Genomic DNA, 20,890 nt, shown 5'->3' on the forward strand with positions numbered 1-20,890 from the left:
CTCTTAAATGAGGGTGCAAATATAAAAGGTTTAATTAATAAAACAATACTTTTTTTATTTAAATTTTTGTTTTTTTATTTTGATTAAGTTTGGTGTCTAATTTTTAATTATTTAAGTCTTATGATAGTTGTATTAATGGGCTATATGGGTTCTGGTAAGTCTACAATTGGTAGGAATTTAGCTACTGTGTTGAATTACAATTTTTTAGACTTAGATGAGTATATTTCTAGTAATGAAAATGCTACGATTAGTGAGTTATTTAAGACTAAGGGTGAGATTTATTTTAGAAAGAAAGAGGCATTCTACTTAAATGATATTTTAAATTCAAAAGATAATATAGTTTTAGCTTTAGGTGGCGGAACACCTTGTTATGGAAACAATCTAAACGTACTTTTAAACGAATCTAAAGTTTGTTTGTTTTATTTAAAATTGTCTTTACCAACTCTTAATGAAAGATTGTTTAAAGAGAAGGAGAATAGACCCTTGATTAGTCATTTACAAAGAGAGGAAGCTCTTCTAGAATTTATAGGCAAACATCTTTTTGAACGCACTCAATACTATAATCAAGCCTCAAACATAATTGTTGCTGACAATAAATCTAAAAAAGATATTGTTGAAGAAATTTTAATGTCTTTAATCTAAGTAAGCTTCGTACGGTTGCTTAGAAAGGTTCACGTGTACATGTTCAAATAACGAAGTAGACAAAGAAATACCTTTAAAATCCGCCTTTACTGGGAATTTTTTATGGTTCCGGTTTACCAATACAGCAGTTTTAAATTGCTTTAATGGTACATCTAAAAAATGCTTGATACCATATATTAATGTACTTCCTGAGTTTAAAACATCGTCAATTAAAACAATAGACTTATTTGCATAGTCTTCACTTTTGATTGAAGTTTTTATTGGATTAGTTGGTGTCTTCTTGTCTATTGTAACCTTACAAAGCGTAGATGTGATATCTGAAATCTTATCAAGCTGCGATTTAATTTTCTTAGCTAAAATATAACCACTACTTTCAATACCAGCAATTATAATTTCAGATTCGTTTACATTGCTTTCATAAATCTGGTAAGCAATACGTCTAATTTTGTGCTCAATTTCCTTATGACTTAGAATGGTATTTTTAGTAAGCGCCATAGTGTGCCGTTTAAAGTTTTGATTTGAAAAATGCAAAAAATTAACAAGTGGTTGCATTAAAGCCGCTCAAAGATAAAAAACAGTTCTTTACCTTGTCTTTCTTTTATTGAATTTGTTGCACGCTCAAGTGTTTTAATTTTAAAATATTTGCCAAAGATAGATTTGTATTCTTCTATACTTCCACCAAAAGGTGGACCTGATTCTGTTAATGGAAAATCGAAAAACAGACCAACTAATTTTCCATTAGGTTTTAATAATTGGTACATTTTTTCTGCATATTGATTTCTTAAATCAGTATTTAGTGCACAGAAAAAAGTTTGCTCAATAATAAGGTCAAAGGTTTTGTTGAGTTCAAAAAAATCCTGATGTAGCAATTGGTTATTAGGAAAAGTTTCAACTCTGTTTTTTAAATTCTCTAATGGTTGTTTGGCAATATCTAAAACAAAAGTGTTAATAAATCCATTGTTCCATAAAAGTTGGGCTTCATAACTATTACCTGCACCTGGGATTAATATAGTTGCGGATTTATCTTCTAATTGTTCAATATATTCTTTTATTGGCAGGGATGCGTATCCAATATTCCAACCGGTTTTATTTTCTTCGTACCTAAGTTCCCAATATGATCTGTCAAACTTATTCTTCATCATCTTCATAAAAACTATCTATATCTCGTCTATCTTTTTTAGTTGGTCTTCCTGTTCCTTTTTTGCGATAATAATCTTTACTAAATTTTAATAGATCTTTAGCCGCAAAAGCTTCTTTTGGGGTAGTGTCTGTTCTATATATATTTACAAGTTTAGCACCAACACGATTTGGCGGTAGATCGTTAACTGTTAACTTGTAGCTGATTTGATCCTTTCTTAGTTCTATTTCGTCAGTTGGGTAAACCTCTCTAGATGGTTTTGCTACAGCACCATTTAGTTTTACTTGGCCTTTTTTACAAGCTTGAGTTGCTGTACTTCGTGTTTTATAATAGCGTACACACCAAAGATATTTGTCTATTCGCATATATTTTAACTAAAATCTACGTTATGGTTTTGACGTAAAAATATTAATTTAATGTATCTTGCGCCACGTATTAATGCAATAATGAACACTTGGTAAGATTTGTGGTTAATTTTATCAAAATAACAATTATATTATGAAATCAATAAAATATATTCTTTATTTTCTTTTAGTGTTAATTATAGTTGTCTCTTGTAAAGACGATGATGATACTACTGTGCCAAACATAGAGTTAAGGGATAGAGGTGAGCAACAAATGGCTGATAACGATTCGCTCATAGATTATCTCTCTACGCATTATTATAACTCAAGTTTTTTTCAAGAAGGTGAAGACTATAGGTATGGAGATTTGATAATTACAGAGTTGCCAATAGATGAAAATACTGGAGAATATTTAGATATGCCAGACCCAGAAAACAATACATTACTTATTGATGCTGTAGAAATATTAACAACTGAATATTTTGATGTGCAATACGAGTATTATGTTCTAAGAATTAATAATGGAGAAGGACAATCACCAAACTTCACAGATCGTGTAGAAGTGCGCTATGAAGGAAAAGAGGTAGGGTCTGGAAATGTGTTTGACTCTAGGATTACACCAATAAATTTGGCACTCCAAGGCAACCTAATTAACTCATTTGGCTCTATAAGAGCATGGCAATTGGTTCTGCCTGGCTTTAAAGCATCTACAGGATTTACTCTTAACAATGGTATAGTTGAATATGAAGATTATGGTTTTGGAGTTATGTTTGTACCTTCTGGTCTAGGTTTTTTCTCTGGCACGGATTCAGGATCCTCCTATGCTAATTTGATTTTTAAATTCGAATTATTGCGTACACAAGTAGAAGATCATGATGGTGATGGAATACCATCCTACATTGAAGATTTAGATAGTGATATGGATGTTTCTAATGATGACACAGACGAGGATAATTTTCCTAATTTCATAGATCTAGACGATGATGGTGATGGTGTGAATACTATAGATGAATTAATGTCAAATACTTATACAGTAGATACAAATGTTAATGAGGAAGAACCCGTTTTAGGTGAAGGTGAGTATGAAGTAAGTAGATCTGAAACAGATGGTGTTATTACAATCAATACGGTAGAGATTGTAGACTCTGACAGTAATGGTGTTGCTGATTATTTACAAGAAGATATCGCAATAAATTATAATGAAGAAGAAGGTTAATTTGCCTAACAATAAGACAGTTATATAACAAAAAAAAGCCGCTAATTTGCGGCTTTTTAATTTAAAAATATTATTGTCAATTTTACAAAGCTATAGATAAACTTAATATCAATTGATCTGGTCTCGTGTCGATTCTGCTAAATACACCATCGCCTAAGTTATTATTTATAAATGTGGCCTCATTATCATTAAAGCCACGTTCGTATCTAAGGTCTATTCCAATTTTATTAAAGTTAAGACCAATGCCGAAGTTAAGACCTACAGAAAAGTCATCTTCAACGTTGTCTATATCTATACCTTCAAATTCGGTGTCTAGTATATATTGTAAAGATGGACCACCAAAGACACTTACTGGTCCTAAAACCTTAATCCCTACTAAAAGTGGTGCGTCGATCTTTTTAACGTTAAAGGCATTACTATCGTAATCACTTTTAGTAGCAGTGTAAACGAGTTCTGGTCTAAAATATAATTGATCACCAATTTTTCCAAAAAGCCCTATATGATAACCAATGTTTCGGTCTGGATTTTTAGCATTATCACCAATAGACTCAAAATAATCTCCGTTGGCACTATAATTTAAACCACCTTTAAATCCGAAGGCGCTTCCTTTTTGAGCATTAGCACTAAAACCAATAAATGCCAGAACTACAGCAAAAAATGCTGTTTTTTTCAAATTTTTCATAATGTTCGTTTTTAAGATTAGGTATCTAATATCAAAAACGTTGCCAAAATGAAGTTATTTTCTTTTTAAAGCTTTTTTCGCAGCTTTGTGGATTGCAGAACTGTTTAGTCCATACTTATCCATAAGTTGAGCAGGAGTACCAGACTCGCCAAAGGTATCTTGAGTGGCAACAAATTCTTGAGGAGTAGGGTTATGTTGGACTAAAACTCTTGCAACGCTTTCACCAAGGCCACCTAAATAATTATGTTCTTCAGCAGTTACGATACAAGCTGTTTTAGTTACAGATTCTAAAATAGCCTTATCATCTAAAGGTTTTATGGTGTGAATATTTATAACTTCTGCAGATATACCTTCTTCATTTAGTGCTTTAGCAGCTTCTAAAGCTTCCCAAACTAAATGCCCTGTTGCTACGATGGTAACATCATTTCCTTCAATCAGCTTTACAGCTTTTCCAATTTCAAATTCACCATTTTCTGGTGTAAAATTTGGTACTTTAGGACGGCCAAACCTTAAATATACAGGACCATCATGTTTTGCTATAGCTAATGTTGCTGCCTTGGTTTGGTTGTAATCACAAGTATTAATTACTGTCATACCTGGCAACATTTTCATTAATCCAATATCTTCTAGAATTTGATGTGTAGCACCATCCTCACCTAGTGTAACGCCTGCATGTGAAGCACAAATTTTCACGTTTTTTCCAGAGTAGGCCACACTTTGACGTATCTGGTCATAAACTCTACCTGTAGAAAAGTTTGCAAAGGTTCCTGTAAATGGAATTTTACCACCAATGGTCATTCCTGCAGCTATACCAATCATATTGGCTTCAGCAATGCCCACTTGAAAAAAACGTTCAGGATGATTAGCTTTAAACTCATCCATTTTAAGAGAACCAGTTAAGTCAGCACATAATGCTACTACATTTTCGTTTGTTTTACCTAATTCTGTTAATCCAGCTCCAAAACCAGAGCGTGTATCTTTATTTCCTGTATTTGTATATGTTTTCATTCTGTGTTTTGATTGCTGATTAATAATCTCCTAAAGTTTCTGCATTTTGAGCTAAGCCTACAGCTAATTGTTCGTCGTTTGGCGCTTTACCATGCCAAGCATGTGTATGCATCATAAAATCTACACCATTACCCATTACTGTTTTAAGCAGTACACAAATAGGTTTGCCGTTTCCGGAAAGTGATTTGGCAGTTGCCATACCTTTTAAAATGGCTTCGATATTGTTACCTTCATTTATTTCCACAACGTCCCAACCAAAAGCTTCAAATTTAGCCTTTATGTTACCCATAGGTAAAACATTGTCTGTTGATCCATCAATCTGTTGACCGTTAAGATCAATCGCTGTAATGAGGTTGTCTACTTTGTTACCAGCAGCATACATAATAGCTTCCCAGTTTTGTCCTTCTTGTAACTCACCGTCACCATGAAGACTGTAAATAAGATGATTGTCATTGTTTAATTTCTTCGTTTCTGCGGCGCCAATTGCAACAGACATACCTTGTCCCAAAGAACCAGAAGCAATTCTTACACCTGGTAAACCTTCATGAGTTGTTGGGTGACCTTGTAATCTAGAGTCTATTAATCTAAACGTGTTTAATTCTTCAACAGGAAAGTATCCTGTTCTCGCAAGTACACTGTAATAAACAGGTGAGATATGACCATTGGATAGGAAAAATAAATCTTCACCAATACCATCCATATCAAAACCTTCTTTGGTTTCCATTAATTCTTTGTAAAGACAAACAAAAAATTCTGCGCAACCTAATGATCCGCCAGGGTGACCAGAATTTACTTTGTGTACCATACGTAGGATATCTCTACGAACTTGAGTAGTTAAATCTTCTAATTGTTGAATATTAGACATGTTTTTTAGGTTAAATTAATGCTGCAAAAATAACTTTTTATAAGTCGCATTCAAAAGTCGAATAGTGCCACTTATTAACGATTTTAATGAATTGCTAACAATTTTTGAATTTAATTAAGATGCCAATGTATTTGAGTTAATTATATTTGCCACCAGACTTACATTTATGGAATTTAATTGCTTAGCAAAAGATAAAGAATCAAAGGCAAGAGCTGGTGTTGTTACAACAGATCATGGAACAATTGAAACACCAATTTTTATGCCTGTTGGTACTGTTGGTACTGTGAAAGGTGTACATCAGCGCGAATTAAAAAATGATGTTAACCCAGATATCATTTTAGGAAATACCTACCATTTATACCTACGTCCTCAAACACCTATTTTAGAACAAGTAGGTGGACTACATAAGTTTATGAATTGGGATAGAAATATTTTGACTGATTCTGGAGGTTACCAAGTGTATTCTTTATCTGCAAATAGAAAAATTAAAGAAGAAGGTGTTAAGTTTAAATCCCATATTGATGGTAGCTACCATGTGTTTACACCTGAAAATGTAATGGAAATTCAACGATCTATAGGTGCTGACATCATTATGGCGTTTGATGAATGTACACCTTATCCATGTGACTATAATTATGCAAAACGTTCTATGCATATGACGCATCGTTGGCTAGAACGATGTCTAACACATTTGGATAAAGTACCTTTTAAGTATGGTTATGAGCAAACGTTTTTTCCAATAGTACAAGGCAGTACTTATAAAGATCTAAGAATTCAATCAGCAGAATATATTGCGAATGCAGGTGCACAAGGAAATGCAATAGGTGGATTATCAGTTGGTGAACCAGCAGAAGAAATGTATGCCATGACCGAAGTAGTTTGCGATATCTTACCAGAGGATAAGCCACGTTATTTGATGGGAGTTGGTACACCAATCAATATTTTAGAAAATATCGCGTTAAGTGTAGATATGTTTGACTGTGTAATGCCTACCAGAAATGCCAGAAATGGGATGCTATTTACAGCCCATGGTACCATAAATATTAAAAATAAAAAATGGGCTGAAGATTTTTCGCCAATTGATGAAATGGGAATCACCTTTGTAGATACCGAGTACAGTAAGGCATATCTAAAACATTTATTCTCTGTTAATGAATTATTAGGAAAGCAAATAGCTACTATTCATAATTTAGGCTTTTATTTATGGTTGGTAAGAGAAGCCAGAAAGCATATTATTGAAGGTGATTTTAAAACATGGAAAGAAAAAATGGTTAAACAAATGGATAAAAGATTATAGTAAGTGAAAATCCTAGATTGGTACATACTTAAGCGTTATTTGTTAACATTTTTAATGATGTTGTTGCTGTTTATTCCTATTGGTATTACAGTAGACTTAGCAGAAAAGGTCGGGAAAATAATAGAAAATAAAGCACCATTTGGTGAAGTTACAGCGTATTACGTAGATTTTACAGTTTACTTTGCTAATCTTTTATTTCCTCTTTTCTTATTTTTATCTGTTATTTGGTTTACTTCAAAGTTGGCCAACAATACAGAGATTGTTGCTTTTTTAAGTTCTGGGGTGTCATTTACCAGATTCTTAAGACCTTATTTAATAGGAGCCACTATTATTTCTGGTGTAGCTTTAGTTTTGGGTATGTATTTGGCTCCAATAGCTAGTCAAGGCTTTAACCAGTTTAAATATAAGTACCTTAAAAAGAATAAAAAAATACAAGAAACCAGAGATGTATATCAACAAATTAACGATAACGATTATATCTATGTAAGTAGCTTCTCACCAAAGAGTAAGACAGGAAATAATTTTACTTACGAGCATTTTGAAGGCAATGAATTAAAATATAAAATCTTTGCAGATAATATTAGATTTATTGAAAAAGATAGTAGCTATAGGTTAACAAACTACTTAAAACGTACTTTTGAAAATAATAGTGAAATCATAGAAAAAGTAAGACGAAAGGATACTATTTTTTCTTTTGAACTCGAAGATTTAACACCCTTAGAGTATGCAGCCGAAACAAAATCTTATGCAGAACTTCTAAGATTTATTGAATCAGAAAAAAAGAAAGGGTCAAAAAATATCGGCAGATATGAGGTGGTTAAATTAAAAAAATGGAGTTTACCTGTTTCAATATTTATATTAACTATTATTGCAGTTGCAGTATCATCTGTTAAACGTAGAGGTGGTATGGGTGTAAATTTGGCTTTTGGTATTGCTATTGCTATGATTTATGTCTTTTTTGATAAGATTTTCGGTGTTATGGCTGAGCAATCAAATTTTTCACCTGTAATAGCTGTATGGTTTCCTAACTTTATATTTGGTATTTTAGCTGTATACCTTCTACAGAATGCCAAACGCTAGATTTAAGGATTATCTTCATTTACACTTTCTGGTTTTTATAGCTGGTTTTACGGCAATTCTGGGTAAAGAAATATCTGCTGGTGCAACTGCAATAGTTTGGTACAGAATGGTAATTGCTGCTATATTAATGTTTGTCTACATAAAAATAATAAAACTTAATATAACGGTAAGTAGAAAAACCATTCTTAAATTTTCTGCAGCAGGTGTAATTATAGCCTTACATTGGATTACTTTTTTTGAATCTATAAAACAATCAAATGTTTCAATTGCTTTGGCAATGTTTTCATCAGGTGCTTTTTTCGCATCTTTTATTGAGCCTATTTTTTTTAAGAGGCGCATTTTAGTTTATGAAATAGGTTTTGGATTGATAGTAATTCTAGGAGTCTTTTTGATTACTAGTAGCGAACTAAAATATATTAACGGAATCATTTTAGGATTACTTTCTGCACTTTTTTCAACATTATTCGCCGTTATCAATGGACGTTTTATAGAGCGATATAACGCAACCGTTATTTCATTTTACGAATTTATTAGTGGTGTCATTTTTTTAAGTCTATTTATTCATTTTTCGGGAATTCACTTCAACGAACAATTCTTTAAACTCTCACAAAGCGATTGGATTTATATTTTTATATTAGCCTCAATATGTACAGCGTATGCCTTTATTGGTGCAGTAGAAGTTATGAGACATATTAGCCCATTCACTGTAATTTTGACCTATAATTTAGAGCCAATCTACGGCATAATTTTAGCCTTGTTCCTTTTTCCAGAGACCGAAAAGATGTCACCTCAATTTTATTTAGGTGCTGCCTTAATAATATCTATGGTACTTCTAGATGCTTTATTAAAAAACTATAAAACACGAAAACAAAAAAAAGATGCCAATTAACAATTAAAGTTAGTATGTTACCTTTGCAATAATATATTTTATAACTAACTATAAAAGGAGCCTACTTAATATTAATTTTTTTATAAAAAGTGAATTAGAATACGTAGGTTTGTAAACTTTACTAACTTAAAACTAACTTCAAATTGTATGGAATATTTAGAGTTTGAATTACCGATAAAAGAACTAGAAGAGCAGCTAGATAAATGCCAGATTATAGGAAAAGAAAGTGATGTAGACGTAACTGAAACTTGTAAGCAGATTGAAAAGAAACTTGCTGAAACAAAAAAAGAGATTTATAAAAATCTAACAGCATGGCAACGTGTACAACTGTCTCGTCATCCTAATAGACCTTACACCTTAGACCATATCAGAGCACTTTGTGGTGACTCTTTTTTAGAATTGCATGGAGATCGCAACGTTAAAGACGACAAAGCTATGATTGGCGGTTTGGGTAAAATAGGCGACCAAACATATATGTTTATTGGTCAGCAAAAAGGATATAATACCAAGACCAGACAATATAGAAATTTTGGAATGTCAAATCCAGAAGGTTACCGTAAGGCACTGCGTCTTATGAAATCTGCGGAAAAGTTTGGAATTCCTGTAGTGACATTAATAGATACTCCTGGCGCTTATCCTGGCTTAGAAGCTGAGGAAAGAGGACAGGGTGAAGCAATAGCAAGAAATATTTTAGAAATGTCTCGTTTAAAAGTTCCTATTATAACCATTATTATTGGTGAAGGAGCTTCCGGTGGAGCTTTAGGGATTGGAGTAGGTGATAAGGTGATGATGCTAGAAAACACTTGGTATTCTGTAATTTCACCAGAATCTTGTTCTTCAATTTTATGGCGAAGTTGGGAGTACAAAGAGCAAGCAGCTGAAGCTTTAAAGCTAACTGCTAAAGATATGAAGCGTATGAAGCTTGTAGACCAAATCATTAAAGAACCTCTTGGCGGTGCACATACAGATAGAGAAAAAACATTTTTGGCAGTTAGCGATGCTATTGTAAAATCGTACAACGAGTTAAAAAACTTATCACCAAAAGAATTAGTCAAAAAACGTATGGATAAATACGATAAAATGGGTGTCTATAAAGACTAATATCAACAAACATAAGCAACTAAAAAAAACTGAAGTTGAATCTTCGGTTTTTTTTGGCGCTATTAACAATATAATCAAGTTATTAACAGTTAAATTGTTGAAGAACTGTTAAGATTGAAGCTGACATTAATCATAGTTCGTCAGTACTATTTAACTACTTTTGTTATTTATGAAACAACCCAACCCAATACAAGGTTACAAAGTCGATAAAAGCACAATCATAAGCTTAGAGAAGGGGAAAATACCTCCTCAAGCTACTGATTTAGAGGAAGTTGTTCTCGGAGCAATGATGATTGACAAAAAAGGTGTTGATGAGGTTATTGATATTTTAAGTCCAGATGCTTTTTATAAAGATGCTCATAAATACATCTTCGAAGCTATTTTCAAATTATTTGAAAACAGCGAACCAATAGACTTATTAACCGTTTCTTCTCAATTAAAGAAAGATGAAAAATTAGATTTGGTTGGTGGTGATTTTTATCTTATTTCTTTAACACAAAGAGTGTCTTCTTCAGCTCATATCGAGTTTCATGCACGCATCATACTTCAAAAGTATATTCAACGTAGTTTAATTAAGATTTCTAACGAAATTATCGAAGAAGCTTATGACGAAACTAAAGATGTTTTTGATCTTTTAGATAATGCAGAAGCTAAACTTTATGAAGTTACTCAAGGTAACGTTAAAAAATCGACAGAGACAGCACAGAGCTTAGTAATTCAAGCAAAAAAGAAGATTGAAGAGATATCAAATAAGGAAGGATTAAGTGGTATACCAACAGGTTTTGATAAGTTAGATAAATTGACTTCTGGTTGGCAACCAAGTGATTTAATTATTGTTGCAGCTCGTCCAGGTATGGGTAAAACAGCATTGACGCTAACCATGGCGCGTAATATAGCTGTAGATTTTAATACACCTGTAGCTTTTTTTTCCTTAGAGATGTCTTCCGTACAGTTAATAACTCGTTTAATTTCTAGTGAAACAGGGTTGTCTTCAGAAAAATTAAGAACTGGTAAGTTAGAAAAGCACGAGTGGGAACAGCTTAACGTTAAAGTGAAAACCCTAGAAAAGGCACCTTTATATATAGATGACACTCCTTCTTTATCAATCTTCGATTTAAGAGCAAAGGCACGTCGTCTAGCATCACAGTATGGTATCAAAATGATAATGATAGATTATCTACAGTTAATGACTGCTGGTGGTAGCCAAAAAGGTGGTAACCGTGAGCAGGAAATTTCTATGATTTCTCGTAACCTTAAGGCATTGGCAAAAGAACTTAATGTTCCAGTAATTGCATTGTCTCAGTTATCTCGTGCTGTTGAGACACGTGGTGGAAGCAAAAGACCCTTACTGTCAGACTTGCGTGAGTCTGGTGCTATTGAACAAGATGCAGATATTGTATCATTCATTTACAGACCAGAATATTACAAAATTGATGAGTGGGATGATGAAGAACGTTCACCAACTGAAGGCCAAGGCGAATTTATTGTAGCAAAACACAGAAATGGTGGCTTGGAAAATATAAGACTTAAGTTTATCGGTCATCTTGGTAAGTTTGATAACTTGGATGATTTTGATACACCTTTTGAGTTTCAATCAAAGTTAAATGCGGCTGCTAATGATGACACCTTTAAACCAGATAGTTTCCCTTCGGCATCTGATGCGTTTGATGATCCAGAAGATGATGGAGTACCTTTTTAACATCATTTTATAATTACTAAGCCTCTTTTTTAACCTATCTTTACCTCTGTTATTTAAGAAGAAAATTGCCTCATGTTAGATCAAAGACGCACAACAAATATTCTGTTGTTAATCATTGCTATTCCTTTAGTATTTTATTTGCTTAAAGTACTATCTTTCATATTCATTCCGTTAATATTTTCAATGTTTATTGCGTTATTGTTTCTACCTCTAATGCGTCAATTAGGAAGAAGGAAAGTTCCAAAATTTTTAAGCATCATTGTTGTTCTACTTTTAGTATCTGCCTGTGTCTATTTAGGTGTAGAATTGATACAGCTATCTAGTAAGGAAATTTTGGCAACTAAATCAGATTTTTTTCCAAAGGCAGAAGAAAAACTAGCAGACTTAAAAGTTTATTTATCAAATAGTTTTGGCATTGAATTCCAACAAGATAAAAATATACTAGCACAGTTTTTTGAAAAAGAAAATCTCGGCAGTACATTCGGTTTTTTGCGAACCTTTTTTACAACATTATTAATGACAGCGTTCTTTGTTGTACTTTGGTTAGGTGAATCTATTAATGTGCATAATCTCCTTAATAACACACTGTTAAAACAAAAACATACTTCAATTAAAGCTTTTATGAAGATTGAAAAAGACTTGATTAAATTTATAAAAGTGAAATTTTTGGTTAGTGCTTTAACTGGTTTGTTTACGGGTTTAATGTGTGTAATGTTTGATGTGAGTTTTCCGATTTTTTGGGGCTTATTTGCCTTTGCTATTAACTTTGTGCAAATGGTAGGTTCTTTTATTTCGGTGATTTTACTTTCAATTTTTGCATTTGTAGAATTAGATCCGACAAGTACATTGCTCTTCTTTATAATTTCAATTTCAATGGTTCAGGTAGTTTTTGGTGCTATTTTAGAACCTATTTTTATGGGAAAATCTTTCTCAATAAATATCATAGCCGTATTAGTTATGTTGATGTTTTGGGGATTTCTCTGGGGAATTCCTGGACTAATAATGGCTATTCCTATAACTGTTTTTATCAAGATTATTTTAGAACAATTTCCAAGTACTAAGGTCATTGCGAGTCTTCTTTCTGGCAATGAGACAAAATTAGATTAAGACTTTTAAGCGTTTTTAGCGTTGTAATTTTTAAGTATCTTCATGCCATAAACAAAACATTATGGTTCACGGCACGCACAATGCACAAGAAGACTCCAGAAACGATACTATTCTTATTTCCATTAATGACGAGCTATTTCCTCGAAACGAAGCAAAAATTTCTGTTTTTGATAGTGGTTATTTAGTAGGTGATGGTGTGTGGGAAGCCTTACGGTTACACAATGGCGTTCTAGTATTTATCGAAGACCATTTTAATCGTTTGTGGCAATCTGCTAAAACGGTTGGTATGGTACTGCCATTTACCAAAAAAGAGTTAACCCAAAAAGTATGGGATACTCTTAATGCTAATGGTATGAAAGATGACGTACACGTAAGAATAATGGTAACGCGTGGCATTAAAAAAACACCATCCCAAGACCCAAGGTTAACCATTTCCGGACCAAATGTGGTGATTATTCCAGAGTATAAAAAAGCTTCAAAAGTATCTAAAGAAAAAGGGATTACCTTGTTTACGAGTACCATAAGAAGAGGTTCGCCAGATTATCTAGACCCAAGGTTGAATTGCCATAGTAAGCTTCATGAAGTTCAGGCGCTTATTCAAGCGATTGAAGCTGGAGCTGATGAAGCTTTAATGCTAGACGTTAATGGATTTGTAGCCACTTGTAATGCTACTAATTTTTTTATTGTTAAAAATGGCGAAGTGTGGACATCTACAAGCAAGTATTGTATGAATGGTATTACTAGAGCTAAGGTTATAGAAGTTTGCAATACTAACAATATACCTTGTTTTCAAAAAGATTTTTCTTTGTTTGATGTATATGGAGCAGACGAGGCTTTTGTTACAGGAACTTTCGGAGGTTTAACACCTGTTACAAAAATCGATGGGCGACAAATAGGCGAGGGTAAGTGTGGAAAAATGACTAGAGAGCTTAGCGATTTGTACGAAAAGTTAATCGAAAAAACAGTTGCCAATGGATAATATTAAACGTGTATGTTTATGGTCTGGACCAAGAAATATATCAACTGCATTGATGTATTCTTTTGCACAACGTAAGGATACAAAAGTGTTTGATGAACCACTTTATGCCTATTACTTAAAGCATCATCCAGATGCGAATAGTTATCATCCAGGCGCAGAAGAGATTATGAATACTATGGAATCTGATGGAGAAAAGGTGGTAGAAATGATGTTGAACAATACTGAAAAGCAAGTTTTGTTTTTCAAACAAATGACGCATCATCTCTTAGATTTAGATCGTTCATTCATGAAGGATACCATCAATATTATTTTAACTAGAAATCCTGTAGATATGTTACCATCTTTTGATAAAGTGATTCATAATCCTACAATTGATGATGTAGGTTATCAACTTCATATCGATCTTTTAAATTATTTTGAAAATCAAAGTATTCCTTTCAAGGTTATAAATTCTAAGCAAGTCCTTAAAAACCCTGAAGCTACACTACTCAAGTTATGTGAATTTGCAAACATTCCATTTGAAAAGTCTATGTTATCCTGGAAACCACAAAAACGAGAGGAAGATGGTATTTGGGCAGATTATTGGTATCATAACGTTCATAAATCGAGTGGATTTCGAGAATATAAACCAAAAACAGAAGCTTTTCCAACACACCTAAATACCCTTTTAGAACAATGTTTACCTCATTATAATAGACTGATGGAGTATGCCATTTAGCTCTTAAAAGAATGATAAAATAAGACTAGAAAGACTAAAAATTGGTTATATTTCGTTATAAATCTATGAACTTGAAAAAATTAACTTTCATATTATTTGCACTCTTTCTCAGTGTTAATGCATACGCTTCATATATATTAATTCCAATGGATGCTGAATCTCAAGAAAATCATCTCAAGGCTTATGGAGTTACCTATTGGACTTTAGAGCGCGAACTCAAAGTAAATTGGCTTTTAAATTATAGAGGAGGTTCGTTTTTGTTGCCTGATGCAGAAATCATTCAACGTGAATGTCAGATAAGAGGTGTATCTTTTGAAGTGATTTCAGACAGTAAAGCTAAAGAGATATTAGATGAAATTGCAAGTCCTGCAGTAAATCAAGAAGCGGTTGTATTAGAAAAAGCACCAAAGATTGCAGTCTACACACCTTATGGAAAACAACCTTGGGACGATGCAGTAACTATGGTTTTGACCTATGCTGAAATTCCGTATGAAACTATTTACGATGAAGAAGTTCTTAACGATGAATTGTTACTTTATGATTGGTTACATCTTCATCACGAAGATTTTACAGGCCAGTATGGGAAATTTTACAGAACCTACCGTTCTGCAGCTTGGTATATTGAAGAAAAAAAGAATGCCGAAGAATTGGCAGAAAAACTAGGTTACGATAAGGTTTCAGAAGCAAAATTAGCAGTAGCCTTAAAAATTAGAGATTACGTAGTAGGTGGAGGTTTTATGTTTGCAATGTGCTCGGCAACCGATAGTTTTGATATTGCCTTATCGGCAGAAGGAGTAGATATTTGCGAACCTATGTTTGATGGTGATGTAAGTGACCCAGGATATCAAAACAAAATAGATTACTCAAAAACATTTGCGTTTAAGGACTATGTCTTAGAAAGAAGCCCTAATGTTTATGAGTTTTCTTCAATTGATATGACGTCTAAACGTCAGATACCTTTTAAAACTGATTATTTTTCGTTGATGGAATACTCTGCTAAGTGGGATCCGATTCCTACGATGTTAACACAAAATCATACATCTCTAGTAAAAGGATTTATGGGACAAACGACATCTTTTACAAGAGATGAAATAAAATCCAATGTATTAGTAATGGGCGAAAATAGAACTAATGGAGAAGCAAAATACATTCATGGAATTAAGGGTAAAGGCTTTTTTACATTCTATGGAGGTCACGATCCAGAAGATTATACACATAGAGTGGGAGACCCAAAGACAGAACTCGATTTACACCCAACATCGCCAGGTTATAGACTTATTTTAAATAATGTATTGTTTCCAGCAGCGAAGAAGAAAAAGCAGAAGACTTAATAGGTAGTTTTATTATAAATGAAATTCTTTCAAAAAGAGATTAGACTAGAAGCTTACCCAAGAGGTTTTCATCTCATTACTTCTAAAATAAAAAATGCAATTCCTGAAATAAAAGAGATAAGAATAGGTCAGTTACAAGTTTTTATTAAGCATACATCAGCAAGTTTAACCATAAATGAAAATGCAGACCCAACGGTAAGATTAGACTTTGAAAGTCATATTAATAAAATGGTGCCAGAAAATCAACCGTATTATAAACATACCTATGAAGGACCAGATGATTTGCCAGCACATATAAAAGCTTCTTTGTTAGGAACTTCGCTACAAGTACCAATTACTAATGGTAAACTAAATATGGGTATTTGGCAAGGCATATACCTCTGTGAGCATAGAAATAATGCTTCAGGAAGACTGTTAGTCTTGACTGCTTTCGGCAATTAATAATTCTATTACTTTCTCTACACCAAAGTTATCATTTGTGTCGGTTTCAAAATTCGCTGTAGCTTTAACAGCTTTATGTGCATTTGCCATTGCATAACTATATTTAGATAGCTTCAGCATTTCTAAATCGTTATTAAAGTCGCCAAAAACCATAGTTTCAGAAGGTTTTATGTTATATCTGTTTTGCAGAAAAGAAAGCGCATTTCCTTTATCTGTGATAGATTCTGAAATATCAACCCAATTGTTCCCAGACACAACAACATTAAATTCTGGGCTCAAATGTTTTACGTGTGGGTAAATATAGCTTTCTGAATTTTTAGAATGATATAGCGCTATTTTTATAACGTCATCTTCTATTTCTTTTAACGAACTAATGGTTTTATTCATTGAATAATATTCAGAAAAAGTATTTACTATTTCTAAGGGTGTATTAAGAAAGTAAGCACGATGCTTAGTGCAAAATATAGGATATACATCTTTTATTTTAGAGACTAAATTATAAAGCTTATTTAATTTATTTGAATGGATATTGTTGCTAAGTAAGATTTCCTTGTTTTCTATAACAAGCCCTCCGTTTTCTGCTACAATTATTATGTCTTTTGTTATAGGGTGAAGTTTTTCTGTAATGCTATAATATGGTCTGCCACTAGCTGCAACAAATTTTATATTTAAAGACAGCATCTTTTTAAACAAATTAAAAAATCGCTGACTTACTTCGTGATTAGAATTTAGTAGTGTGCCATCCATATCGGAAACAACCAGTTTTACATGTTTCATTTTTTGATTAGAGTATAAATTGATTCAATAAAAAAATCCGATTCAAATACATGAATCGGATTTTATATAAGCGAAATGTTGTTATTAATTTGGCTAAAAGCCTTACTTTACTTTGTTTACTATTGCTTCAAAAGCTTCTGGGTGATTCATAGCTAAATCTGCAAGAACCTTACGGTTCAATTCAATGTTGTTAGCTTTTAGTTTACCCATAAACTTAGAATAGCTCATTCCGTGTTGTCTTGCACCTGCATTTATACGCATAATCCATAACGCGCGGAATGTTCTTTTTTTGTTTCTACGGTCTCTGTACGAGTATTGCATCGCTTTGTCAACCGCATTTTTAGCTACTGTCCAAACGTTTTTACGTCTTCCCCAGTATCCTTTTGCTTGCTTAAGAACTTTTTTTCTTCTAGCTCTTTTTGCAACTGAATTTACTGATCTTGGCATTTCTTTAATTGTTTTTTGTAGTAGGCGACCAAATCGTGGTACTTGCTAAATAATTTTGCCTAACTCCAGGGTTTATAAATTGTTTTAACCGATTAAAACGTTGTTACTTTAAACGTAACATTGTTTTAATATTATCTTCGTCAGCCTTATGTACTAATGTATCATGAGTTAACGCAAGCTTACGCTTTTTAGACTTCTTTGTTAAGATATGACTTTTAAAAGCGTGCTTTCTTTTAATCTTACCAGTGCCAGTTAGTTTGAAACGTTTCTTAGCACTCGATTTTGTTTTCATTTTAGGCATTTTGTCCTAGTTTTAATTTTACGTTTCGCTTATTTTTAATACACCACGACCTTAGTGACGGTGTATTTATTTGACTTTTTTAGGTGCAATGAACATAATCATTCGCTTACCTTCGAGTTTTGGCATTTGTTCAACTTTACCATATTCCTCAAGATCTTGCGCTAATCTTAATAATAAGATTTGTCCTTGCTCCTTAAATACTATTGATCGTCCTTTAAAAAATACAAAGGCTTTTAATTTTGCCCCGTCTTGTAAGAACTTTATAGCATGTTTCTTTTTAAATTCGTAATCATGGTCATCAGTTTGAGGGCCAAAACGAATTTCTTTTACAACAACTTTAGAAGCTTTTGCTTTTAAAGCTTTTTCTCGTTTCTTTTGTTCGTAAAGAAACTTCTTATAATCCATAATCTTACAAACAGGAGGGTTTGCATTTGGCGAAATCTCAACAAGATCTAACCCTTGTTCGTCAGCCATGGATAATGCTTTTTTGATAGGATAAATGCCTACTTCAACATTTTCTCCTACAACTCGAACTTCTTCAGTTCTAATTTTAGAATTTATACGATGTTTGTCCTCTTGGGCTTCTCGTCTATTGTAACTCCTTCTGTTTCTACGTATTGCTATGGCTTATATTTTTTAATTAAACTTTATTATCTAAAAGCTTTTTAGGCTTTCCTTTATTTTTTTATTGATCATTTCGGTAAATTCAATAACACTTATTGTGCCAAGATCTTCTCCTCCATGTTGTCTAACAGTAATAGTGTTATCATTTTGTTCTTGCTCGCCAACAACTATAATGTAAGGAAATTTTTGCATTTCTGCTTCTCTAATTTTCTTCCCCACGGTTTCATTTCTATTATCAACGAGGGCGCGAATTTCGTTATTTTCTAGCAAATTTAAAACTTTTTCGGCGTATTTTTCATATTTCTCACTAACAGACAGTATCATAACCTGCTCTGGCATAAGCCAAAGTGGGAAGTTTCCACCTGTATGTTCCAGTAAAATTGCAACAAATCTTTCCATACTACCAAATGGTGCTCTATGTATCATTACTGGTCTATGAAGCTCATTATCACTACCTTTATATGTTAAGTCAAAACGCTCAGGGAGGTTATAATCCACTTGGATAGTACCCAGTTGCCATTGACGACCTAAAGCATCTTTAACCATAAAGTCTAATTTTGGACCATAAAAAGCGGCTTCACCAGTTTCAACAACATAATTCAAACCTTTATCTTTAGCTGCATTAAGTATGGCCTGTTCAGCTTTTTCCCAATTTTCTTCACTACCAATATATTTTTCAGGTTTTTCAGGATCTCTTAATGATACTTGGGCAGTAAAGTTTTCAAATCCCAGAGAGCCAAATACGTATAGAACCAAATCTATAACTTCTTTAAATTCTGCATCTAGTTGATCTGGTGTACAAAAAATATGTGCATCATCTTGAGTAAATCCTCTTACACGGGTTAAACCATGAAGCTCACCACTTTGCTCATATCTGTATACTGTGCCAAATTCAGCGAATCTTTTAGGTAATTCCTTATATGAATAAGGTCTATTATTATAAATCTCACAATGGTGTGGGCAATTCATTGGTTTTAAAAGAAATTCTTCACCTTCGGCAGGAGTATTTATGGGCTGAAAACTATCTTCGCCATATTTAGCAAAATGACCAGAAGTTACGTATAAGTCTTTATTACCAATATGTGGGGTAACAACCATTTCATAACCAGCTTTTTTCTGAGCGGCCTTTAGAAAGTTCTCTAATCTTTCACGTAAAGCAGCACCCTTAGGAAGCCATAGCGGAAGACCTTGACCTACTTTTTGAGAAAAAGTGAAAAGTTCTAGTTCTTTTCCAAGTTTTCTATGATCTCTTTTCTTTGCTTCTTCTAATAAGTGAAGGTATTCGGTTAATTCTTTTTGTTTAGGGAAGGAAATACCATAAACTCTTGTTAATTGTTTTTCGTTTTCATCACCTTTATAATATGCACCTGCAACACTTAATATTTTCACAGCCTTAATAATACCAGTATTTGGAATATGTCCACCACGACACAAATCTGTAAAATTAGAGTGATCACAGAAACTTATAGAGCCATCATCAAGGTTTTCGATGAGGTCTACTTTATATTCATTTTTTCCTTTATAATATGATAGAGCTTCAGCTTTAGAAACGTTACGCATTTTAAAATCATGTTTTCCGCGAGCTATTTCTATCATTTTGTTCTCAATGCTCTTAAAATCTTTTTCTGAAATTGAATCCTCACCTAGATCTACATCGTAATAAAATCCATTCTCAATAGCTGGCCCAACCCAAAGTTTTATATTAGGATAAAGTTCTTCTAGCGCTTGTGCCAAAACATGAGCCGAAGAATGCCAAAAAGCTTTCTTGCCTTCATCATCTCTCCATGTATATAGAGTAAGACTACCATCAGTAGTTAATGGAGTGGTGGTTTCAACAATATTATCATTGAATTTTGCTGAAATAACATTACGCGCAAAACCTTCGCTAATATCTACAGCCACTTCATAAGGAGTTACATCTTTATCAAAAGATCTAACTGAACCATCAGGTAGAGTGATTTTAATCATTATTAATTTATATGAATTTAGCCCACAAAGATATACCTATATATATAAAGGACAAAGTGAAGTTTTTAATAAAATTAAACTTGATGTAATGTGCTGAAATCCAATTCACTAAAAATTTCTTCAATAAAAGTTTAAAAAGAATTTGGTGGTAATGAAAAGGGTTTTATATTTGCAGCCCCTAAACGGACACAATGTGGCAGGTTTGGGTAAGTTCATTCACACAAAGCGGCATTAAA

At 33.0% G+C, this 20,890-nt stretch carries 23 protein-coding genes; 12 read left to right on the forward strand and 11 right to left on the reverse strand.

Annotated features, from left to right (window positions below):
* The first annotated feature begins 120 nt into the window (after window positions 1-120).
* Complete coding sequence (locus FC091_RS13110) at window positions 121-642, forward strand: shikimate kinase (RefSeq protein WP_138434714.1); 522 nt, start codon at window positions 121-123, stop codon at window positions 640-642.
* Here FC091_RS13110 and FC091_RS13115 read toward each other — a convergent pair.
* The 3 genes from FC091_RS13115 to FC091_RS13125 are packed head-to-tail and all read right to left on the reverse strand — an operon-like array spanning window position 634 to window position 2,145.
* Window positions 634-1,137, reverse strand: a complete 504-nt coding sequence (locus tag FC091_RS13115; protein ID WP_138434715.1) for a phosphoribosyltransferase family protein — start codon at window positions 1,135-1,137, stop codon at window positions 634-636. The genes FC091_RS13110 and FC091_RS13115 overlap by 9 nt on opposite strands.
* A gap of 56 nt (window positions 1,138-1,193) precedes the next feature.
* Entirely contained in the window at window positions 1,194-1,784 is a 591-nt protein-coding gene (locus FC091_RS13120; RefSeq protein ID WP_246035925.1) for a methyltransferase, read from the reverse strand.
* Window positions 1,771-2,145 (reverse strand): RNA-binding S4 domain-containing protein, encoded by a 375-nt coding sequence (locus FC091_RS13125; protein ID WP_138434717.1) that lies wholly within the window; start codon window positions 2,143-2,145, stop codon window positions 1,771-1,773. Before FC091_RS13125 ends, FC091_RS13120 begins: the two co-directional genes overlap by 14 nt.
* Before the next feature lie 133 nt (window positions 2,146-2,278).
* On the opposite strand from FC091_RS13125, the gene FC091_RS13130 reads away from it, so the two are divergent.
* Window positions 2,279-3,340, forward strand: a complete 1,062-nt coding sequence (locus FC091_RS13130) for an FKBP-type peptidyl-prolyl cis-trans isomerase (RefSeq protein ID WP_138434718.1) — start codon at window positions 2,279-2,281, stop codon at window positions 3,338-3,340.
* A gap of 82 nt (window positions 3,341-3,422) precedes the next feature.
* Here the strand turns inward: FC091_RS13130 and FC091_RS13135 are convergent, their stop codons facing one another.
* The 3 genes from FC091_RS13135 to FC091_RS13145 all read right to left on the reverse strand — a co-directional run bounded on the left by FC091_RS13135 (window position 3,423) and on the right by FC091_RS13145 (window position 5,895).
* The gene (locus FC091_RS13135; protein ID WP_449441489.1) at window positions 3,423-4,013 is read right to left on the reverse strand and encodes a porin family protein; all 591 of its coding nucleotides are present in this window, start codon (window positions 4,011-4,013) and stop codon (window positions 3,423-3,425) included.
* Between the two features lie 63 nt (window positions 4,014-4,076).
* Window positions 4,077-5,030: a transketolase family protein gene (locus FC091_RS13140; RefSeq protein WP_138434720.1), complete on the reverse strand. Its 954-nt coding sequence runs from the start codon at window positions 5,028-5,030 to the stop codon at window positions 4,077-4,079.
* Between the two features lie 19 nt (window positions 5,031-5,049).
* Window positions 5,050-5,895 (reverse strand): transketolase, encoded by an 846-nt coding sequence (locus FC091_RS13145; protein WP_138434721.1) that lies wholly within the window; start codon window positions 5,893-5,895, stop codon window positions 5,050-5,052.
* Window positions 5,896-6,061: 166 nt separating this feature from the next.
* On the opposite strand from FC091_RS13145, the gene tgt reads away from it, so the two are divergent.
* The 10 genes from tgt (at window position 6,062) to FC091_RS13195 (ending at window position 16,537) form a co-directional block, all read left to right on the forward strand.
* Complete coding sequence (gene tgt / locus FC091_RS13150) at window positions 6,062-7,192, forward strand: tRNA guanosine(34) transglycosylase Tgt (protein ID WP_138434722.1); 1,131 nt, start codon at window positions 6,062-6,064, stop codon at window positions 7,190-7,192.
* Between the two features lie 3 nt (window positions 7,193-7,195).
* Window positions 7,196-8,272, forward strand: coding sequence for an LptF/LptG family permease (locus FC091_RS13155; protein ID WP_138434723.1), 1,077 nt, complete (start codon window positions 7,196-7,198; stop codon window positions 8,270-8,272).
* Entirely contained in the window at window positions 8,259-9,161 is a 903-nt protein-coding gene (locus FC091_RS13160) for a DMT family transporter (RefSeq protein ID WP_138434724.1), read from the forward strand. Before FC091_RS13155 ends, FC091_RS13160 begins: the two co-directional genes overlap by 14 nt.
* A gap of 147 nt (window positions 9,162-9,308) precedes the next feature.
* The gene (locus FC091_RS13165) at window positions 9,309-10,262 is read left to right on the forward strand and encodes an acetyl-CoA carboxylase carboxyltransferase subunit alpha (protein WP_138434725.1); all 954 of its coding nucleotides are present in this window, start codon (window positions 9,309-9,311) and stop codon (window positions 10,260-10,262) included.
* 169 nt (window positions 10,263-10,431) lie between these two features.
* Window positions 10,432-11,961, forward strand: coding sequence for a replicative DNA helicase (gene dnaB / locus FC091_RS13170; RefSeq protein WP_138434726.1), 1,530 nt, complete (start codon window positions 10,432-10,434; stop codon window positions 11,959-11,961).
* Between the two features lie 72 nt (window positions 11,962-12,033).
* Window positions 12,034-13,068 carry an AI-2E family transporter gene (locus FC091_RS13175; protein WP_138434727.1) on the forward strand — a complete coding sequence of 345 codons (1,035 nt, stop codon included), beginning with the start codon at window positions 12,034-12,036 and terminating at the stop codon, window positions 13,066-13,068.
* Window positions 13,069-13,129: 61 nt separating this feature from the next.
* A complete protein-coding gene (locus FC091_RS13180; RefSeq protein ID WP_138434728.1) occupies window positions 13,130-14,047 on the forward strand; it encodes an aminotransferase class IV in 918 nt (305 codons plus the stop codon).
* Window positions 14,040-14,765, forward strand: coding sequence for a sulfotransferase-like domain-containing protein (locus FC091_RS13185; protein ID WP_246035927.1), 726 nt, complete (start codon window positions 14,040-14,042; stop codon window positions 14,763-14,765). The genes FC091_RS13180 and FC091_RS13185 overlap by 8 nt, the downstream gene beginning before the upstream one ends.
* Window positions 14,766-14,911: 146 nt before the next feature.
* On the forward strand, window positions 14,912-16,096 hold the full coding sequence (locus FC091_RS13190; RefSeq protein WP_138434743.1) for an asparagine synthetase B: 1,185 nt from the start codon (window positions 14,912-14,914) through the stop codon (window positions 16,094-16,096).
* Between the two features lie 18 nt (window positions 16,097-16,114).
* Entirely contained in the window at window positions 16,115-16,537 is a 423-nt protein-coding gene (locus FC091_RS13195; protein ID WP_138434729.1) for a secondary thiamine-phosphate synthase enzyme YjbQ, read from the forward strand.
* Here the strand turns inward: FC091_RS13195 and FC091_RS13200 are convergent.
* From FC091_RS13200 to thrS, 5 genes are all read right to left on the reverse strand, one after another.
* Window positions 16,511-17,314, reverse strand: a complete 804-nt coding sequence (locus FC091_RS13200) for an HAD family hydrolase (protein WP_138434730.1) — start codon at window positions 17,312-17,314, stop codon at window positions 16,511-16,513. The genes FC091_RS13195 and FC091_RS13200 overlap by 27 nt on opposite strands.
* A 102-nt stretch (window positions 17,315-17,416) precedes the next feature.
* Entirely contained in the window at window positions 17,417-17,761 is a 345-nt protein-coding gene (gene rplT / locus FC091_RS13205) for a 50S ribosomal protein L20 (RefSeq protein WP_073081329.1), read from the reverse strand.
* Between the two features lie 103 nt (window positions 17,762-17,864).
* A complete protein-coding gene (rpmI, locus tag FC091_RS13210) occupies window positions 17,865-18,062 on the reverse strand; it encodes a 50S ribosomal protein L35 (RefSeq protein WP_019388182.1) in 198 nt (65 codons plus the stop codon).
* Window positions 18,063-18,128: 66 nt separating this feature from the next.
* The gene (gene infC, locus FC091_RS13215; protein WP_138434731.1) at window positions 18,129-18,680 is read right to left on the reverse strand and encodes a translation initiation factor IF-3; all 552 of its coding nucleotides are present in this window, start codon (window positions 18,678-18,680) and stop codon (window positions 18,129-18,131) included.
* A 36-nt stretch (window positions 18,681-18,716) separates the two neighbouring features.
* Complete coding sequence (gene thrS, locus FC091_RS13220; RefSeq protein WP_138434732.1) at window positions 18,717-20,654, reverse strand: threonine--tRNA ligase; 1,938 nt, start codon at window positions 20,652-20,654, stop codon at window positions 18,717-18,719.
* Between the last annotated feature and the right edge of the window lie 236 nt (window positions 20,655-20,890).

It is taken from the genome of Winogradskyella algicola, assembly GCF_005869935.1.
Lineage (GTDB): Bacteria > Bacteroidota > Bacteroidia > Flavobacteriales > Flavobacteriaceae > Winogradskyella > Winogradskyella algicola.

Bases quoted from the DNA above. Each gene is read 5' to 3' on its own strand.
- FC091_RS13110 (WP_138434714.1), top strand. From the start codon at position 121: ATGATAGTTGTATTAATGGGCTATATGGGTTCTGGTAAGTCTACAATT.
- FC091_RS13115 (WP_138434715.1), bottom strand. From the start codon at position 1,137: ATGGCGCTTACTAAAAATACCATTCTAAGTCATAAGGAAATTGAGCAC.
- FC091_RS13120 (WP_246035925.1), bottom strand. From the start codon at position 1,784: ATGATGAAGAATAAGTTTGACAGATCATATTGGGAACTTAGGTACGAA.
- FC091_RS13125 (WP_138434717.1), bottom strand. From the start codon at position 2,145: ATGCGAATAGACAAATATCTTTGGTGTGTACGCTATTATAAAACACGA.
- FC091_RS13130 (WP_138434718.1), top strand. From the start codon at position 2,279: ATGAAATCAATAAAATATATTCTTTATTTTCTTTTAGTGTTAATTATA.
- FC091_RS13140 (WP_138434720.1), bottom strand. From the start codon at position 5,030: ATGAAAACATATACAAATACAGGAAATAAAGATACACGCTCTGGTTTT.
- FC091_RS13145 (WP_138434721.1), bottom strand. From the start codon at position 5,895: ATGTCTAATATTCAACAATTAGAAGATTTAACTACTCAAGTTCGTAGA.
- tgt (WP_138434722.1), top strand. From the start codon at position 6,062: ATGGAATTTAATTGCTTAGCAAAAGATAAAGAATCAAAGGCAAGAGCT.
- FC091_RS13160 (WP_138434724.1), top strand. From the start codon at position 8,259: ATGCCAAACGCTAGATTTAAGGATTATCTTCATTTACACTTTCTGGTT.
- FC091_RS13165 (WP_138434725.1), top strand. From the start codon at position 9,309: ATGGAATATTTAGAGTTTGAATTACCGATAAAAGAACTAGAAGAGCAG.
- dnaB (WP_138434726.1), top strand. From the start codon at position 10,432: ATGAAACAACCCAACCCAATACAAGGTTACAAAGTCGATAAAAGCACA.
- FC091_RS13175 (WP_138434727.1), top strand. From the start codon at position 12,034: ATGTTAGATCAAAGACGCACAACAAATATTCTGTTGTTAATCATTGCT.
- FC091_RS13180 (WP_138434728.1), top strand. From the start codon at position 13,130: ATGGTTCACGGCACGCACAATGCACAAGAAGACTCCAGAAACGATACT.
- FC091_RS13185 (WP_246035927.1), top strand. From the start codon at position 14,040: ATGGATAATATTAAACGTGTATGTTTATGGTCTGGACCAAGAAATATA.
- FC091_RS13190 (WP_138434743.1), top strand. From the start codon at position 14,912: ATGGATGCTGAATCTCAAGAAAATCATCTCAAGGCTTATGGAGTTACC.
- FC091_RS13195 (WP_138434729.1), top strand. From the start codon at position 16,115: ATGAAATTCTTTCAAAAAGAGATTAGACTAGAAGCTTACCCAAGAGGT.
- FC091_RS13200 (WP_138434730.1), bottom strand. From the start codon at position 17,314: ATGAAACATGTAAAACTGGTTGTTTCCGATATGGATGGCACACTACTA.
- rplT (WP_073081329.1), bottom strand. From the start codon at position 17,761: ATGCCAAGATCAGTAAATTCAGTTGCAAAAAGAGCTAGAAGAAAAAAA.
- rpmI (WP_019388182.1), bottom strand. From the start codon at position 18,062: ATGCCTAAAATGAAAACAAAATCGAGTGCTAAGAAACGTTTCAAACTA.
- thrS (WP_138434732.1), bottom strand. From the start codon at position 20,654: ATGATTAAAATCACTCTACCTGATGGTTCAGTTAGATCTTTTGATAAA.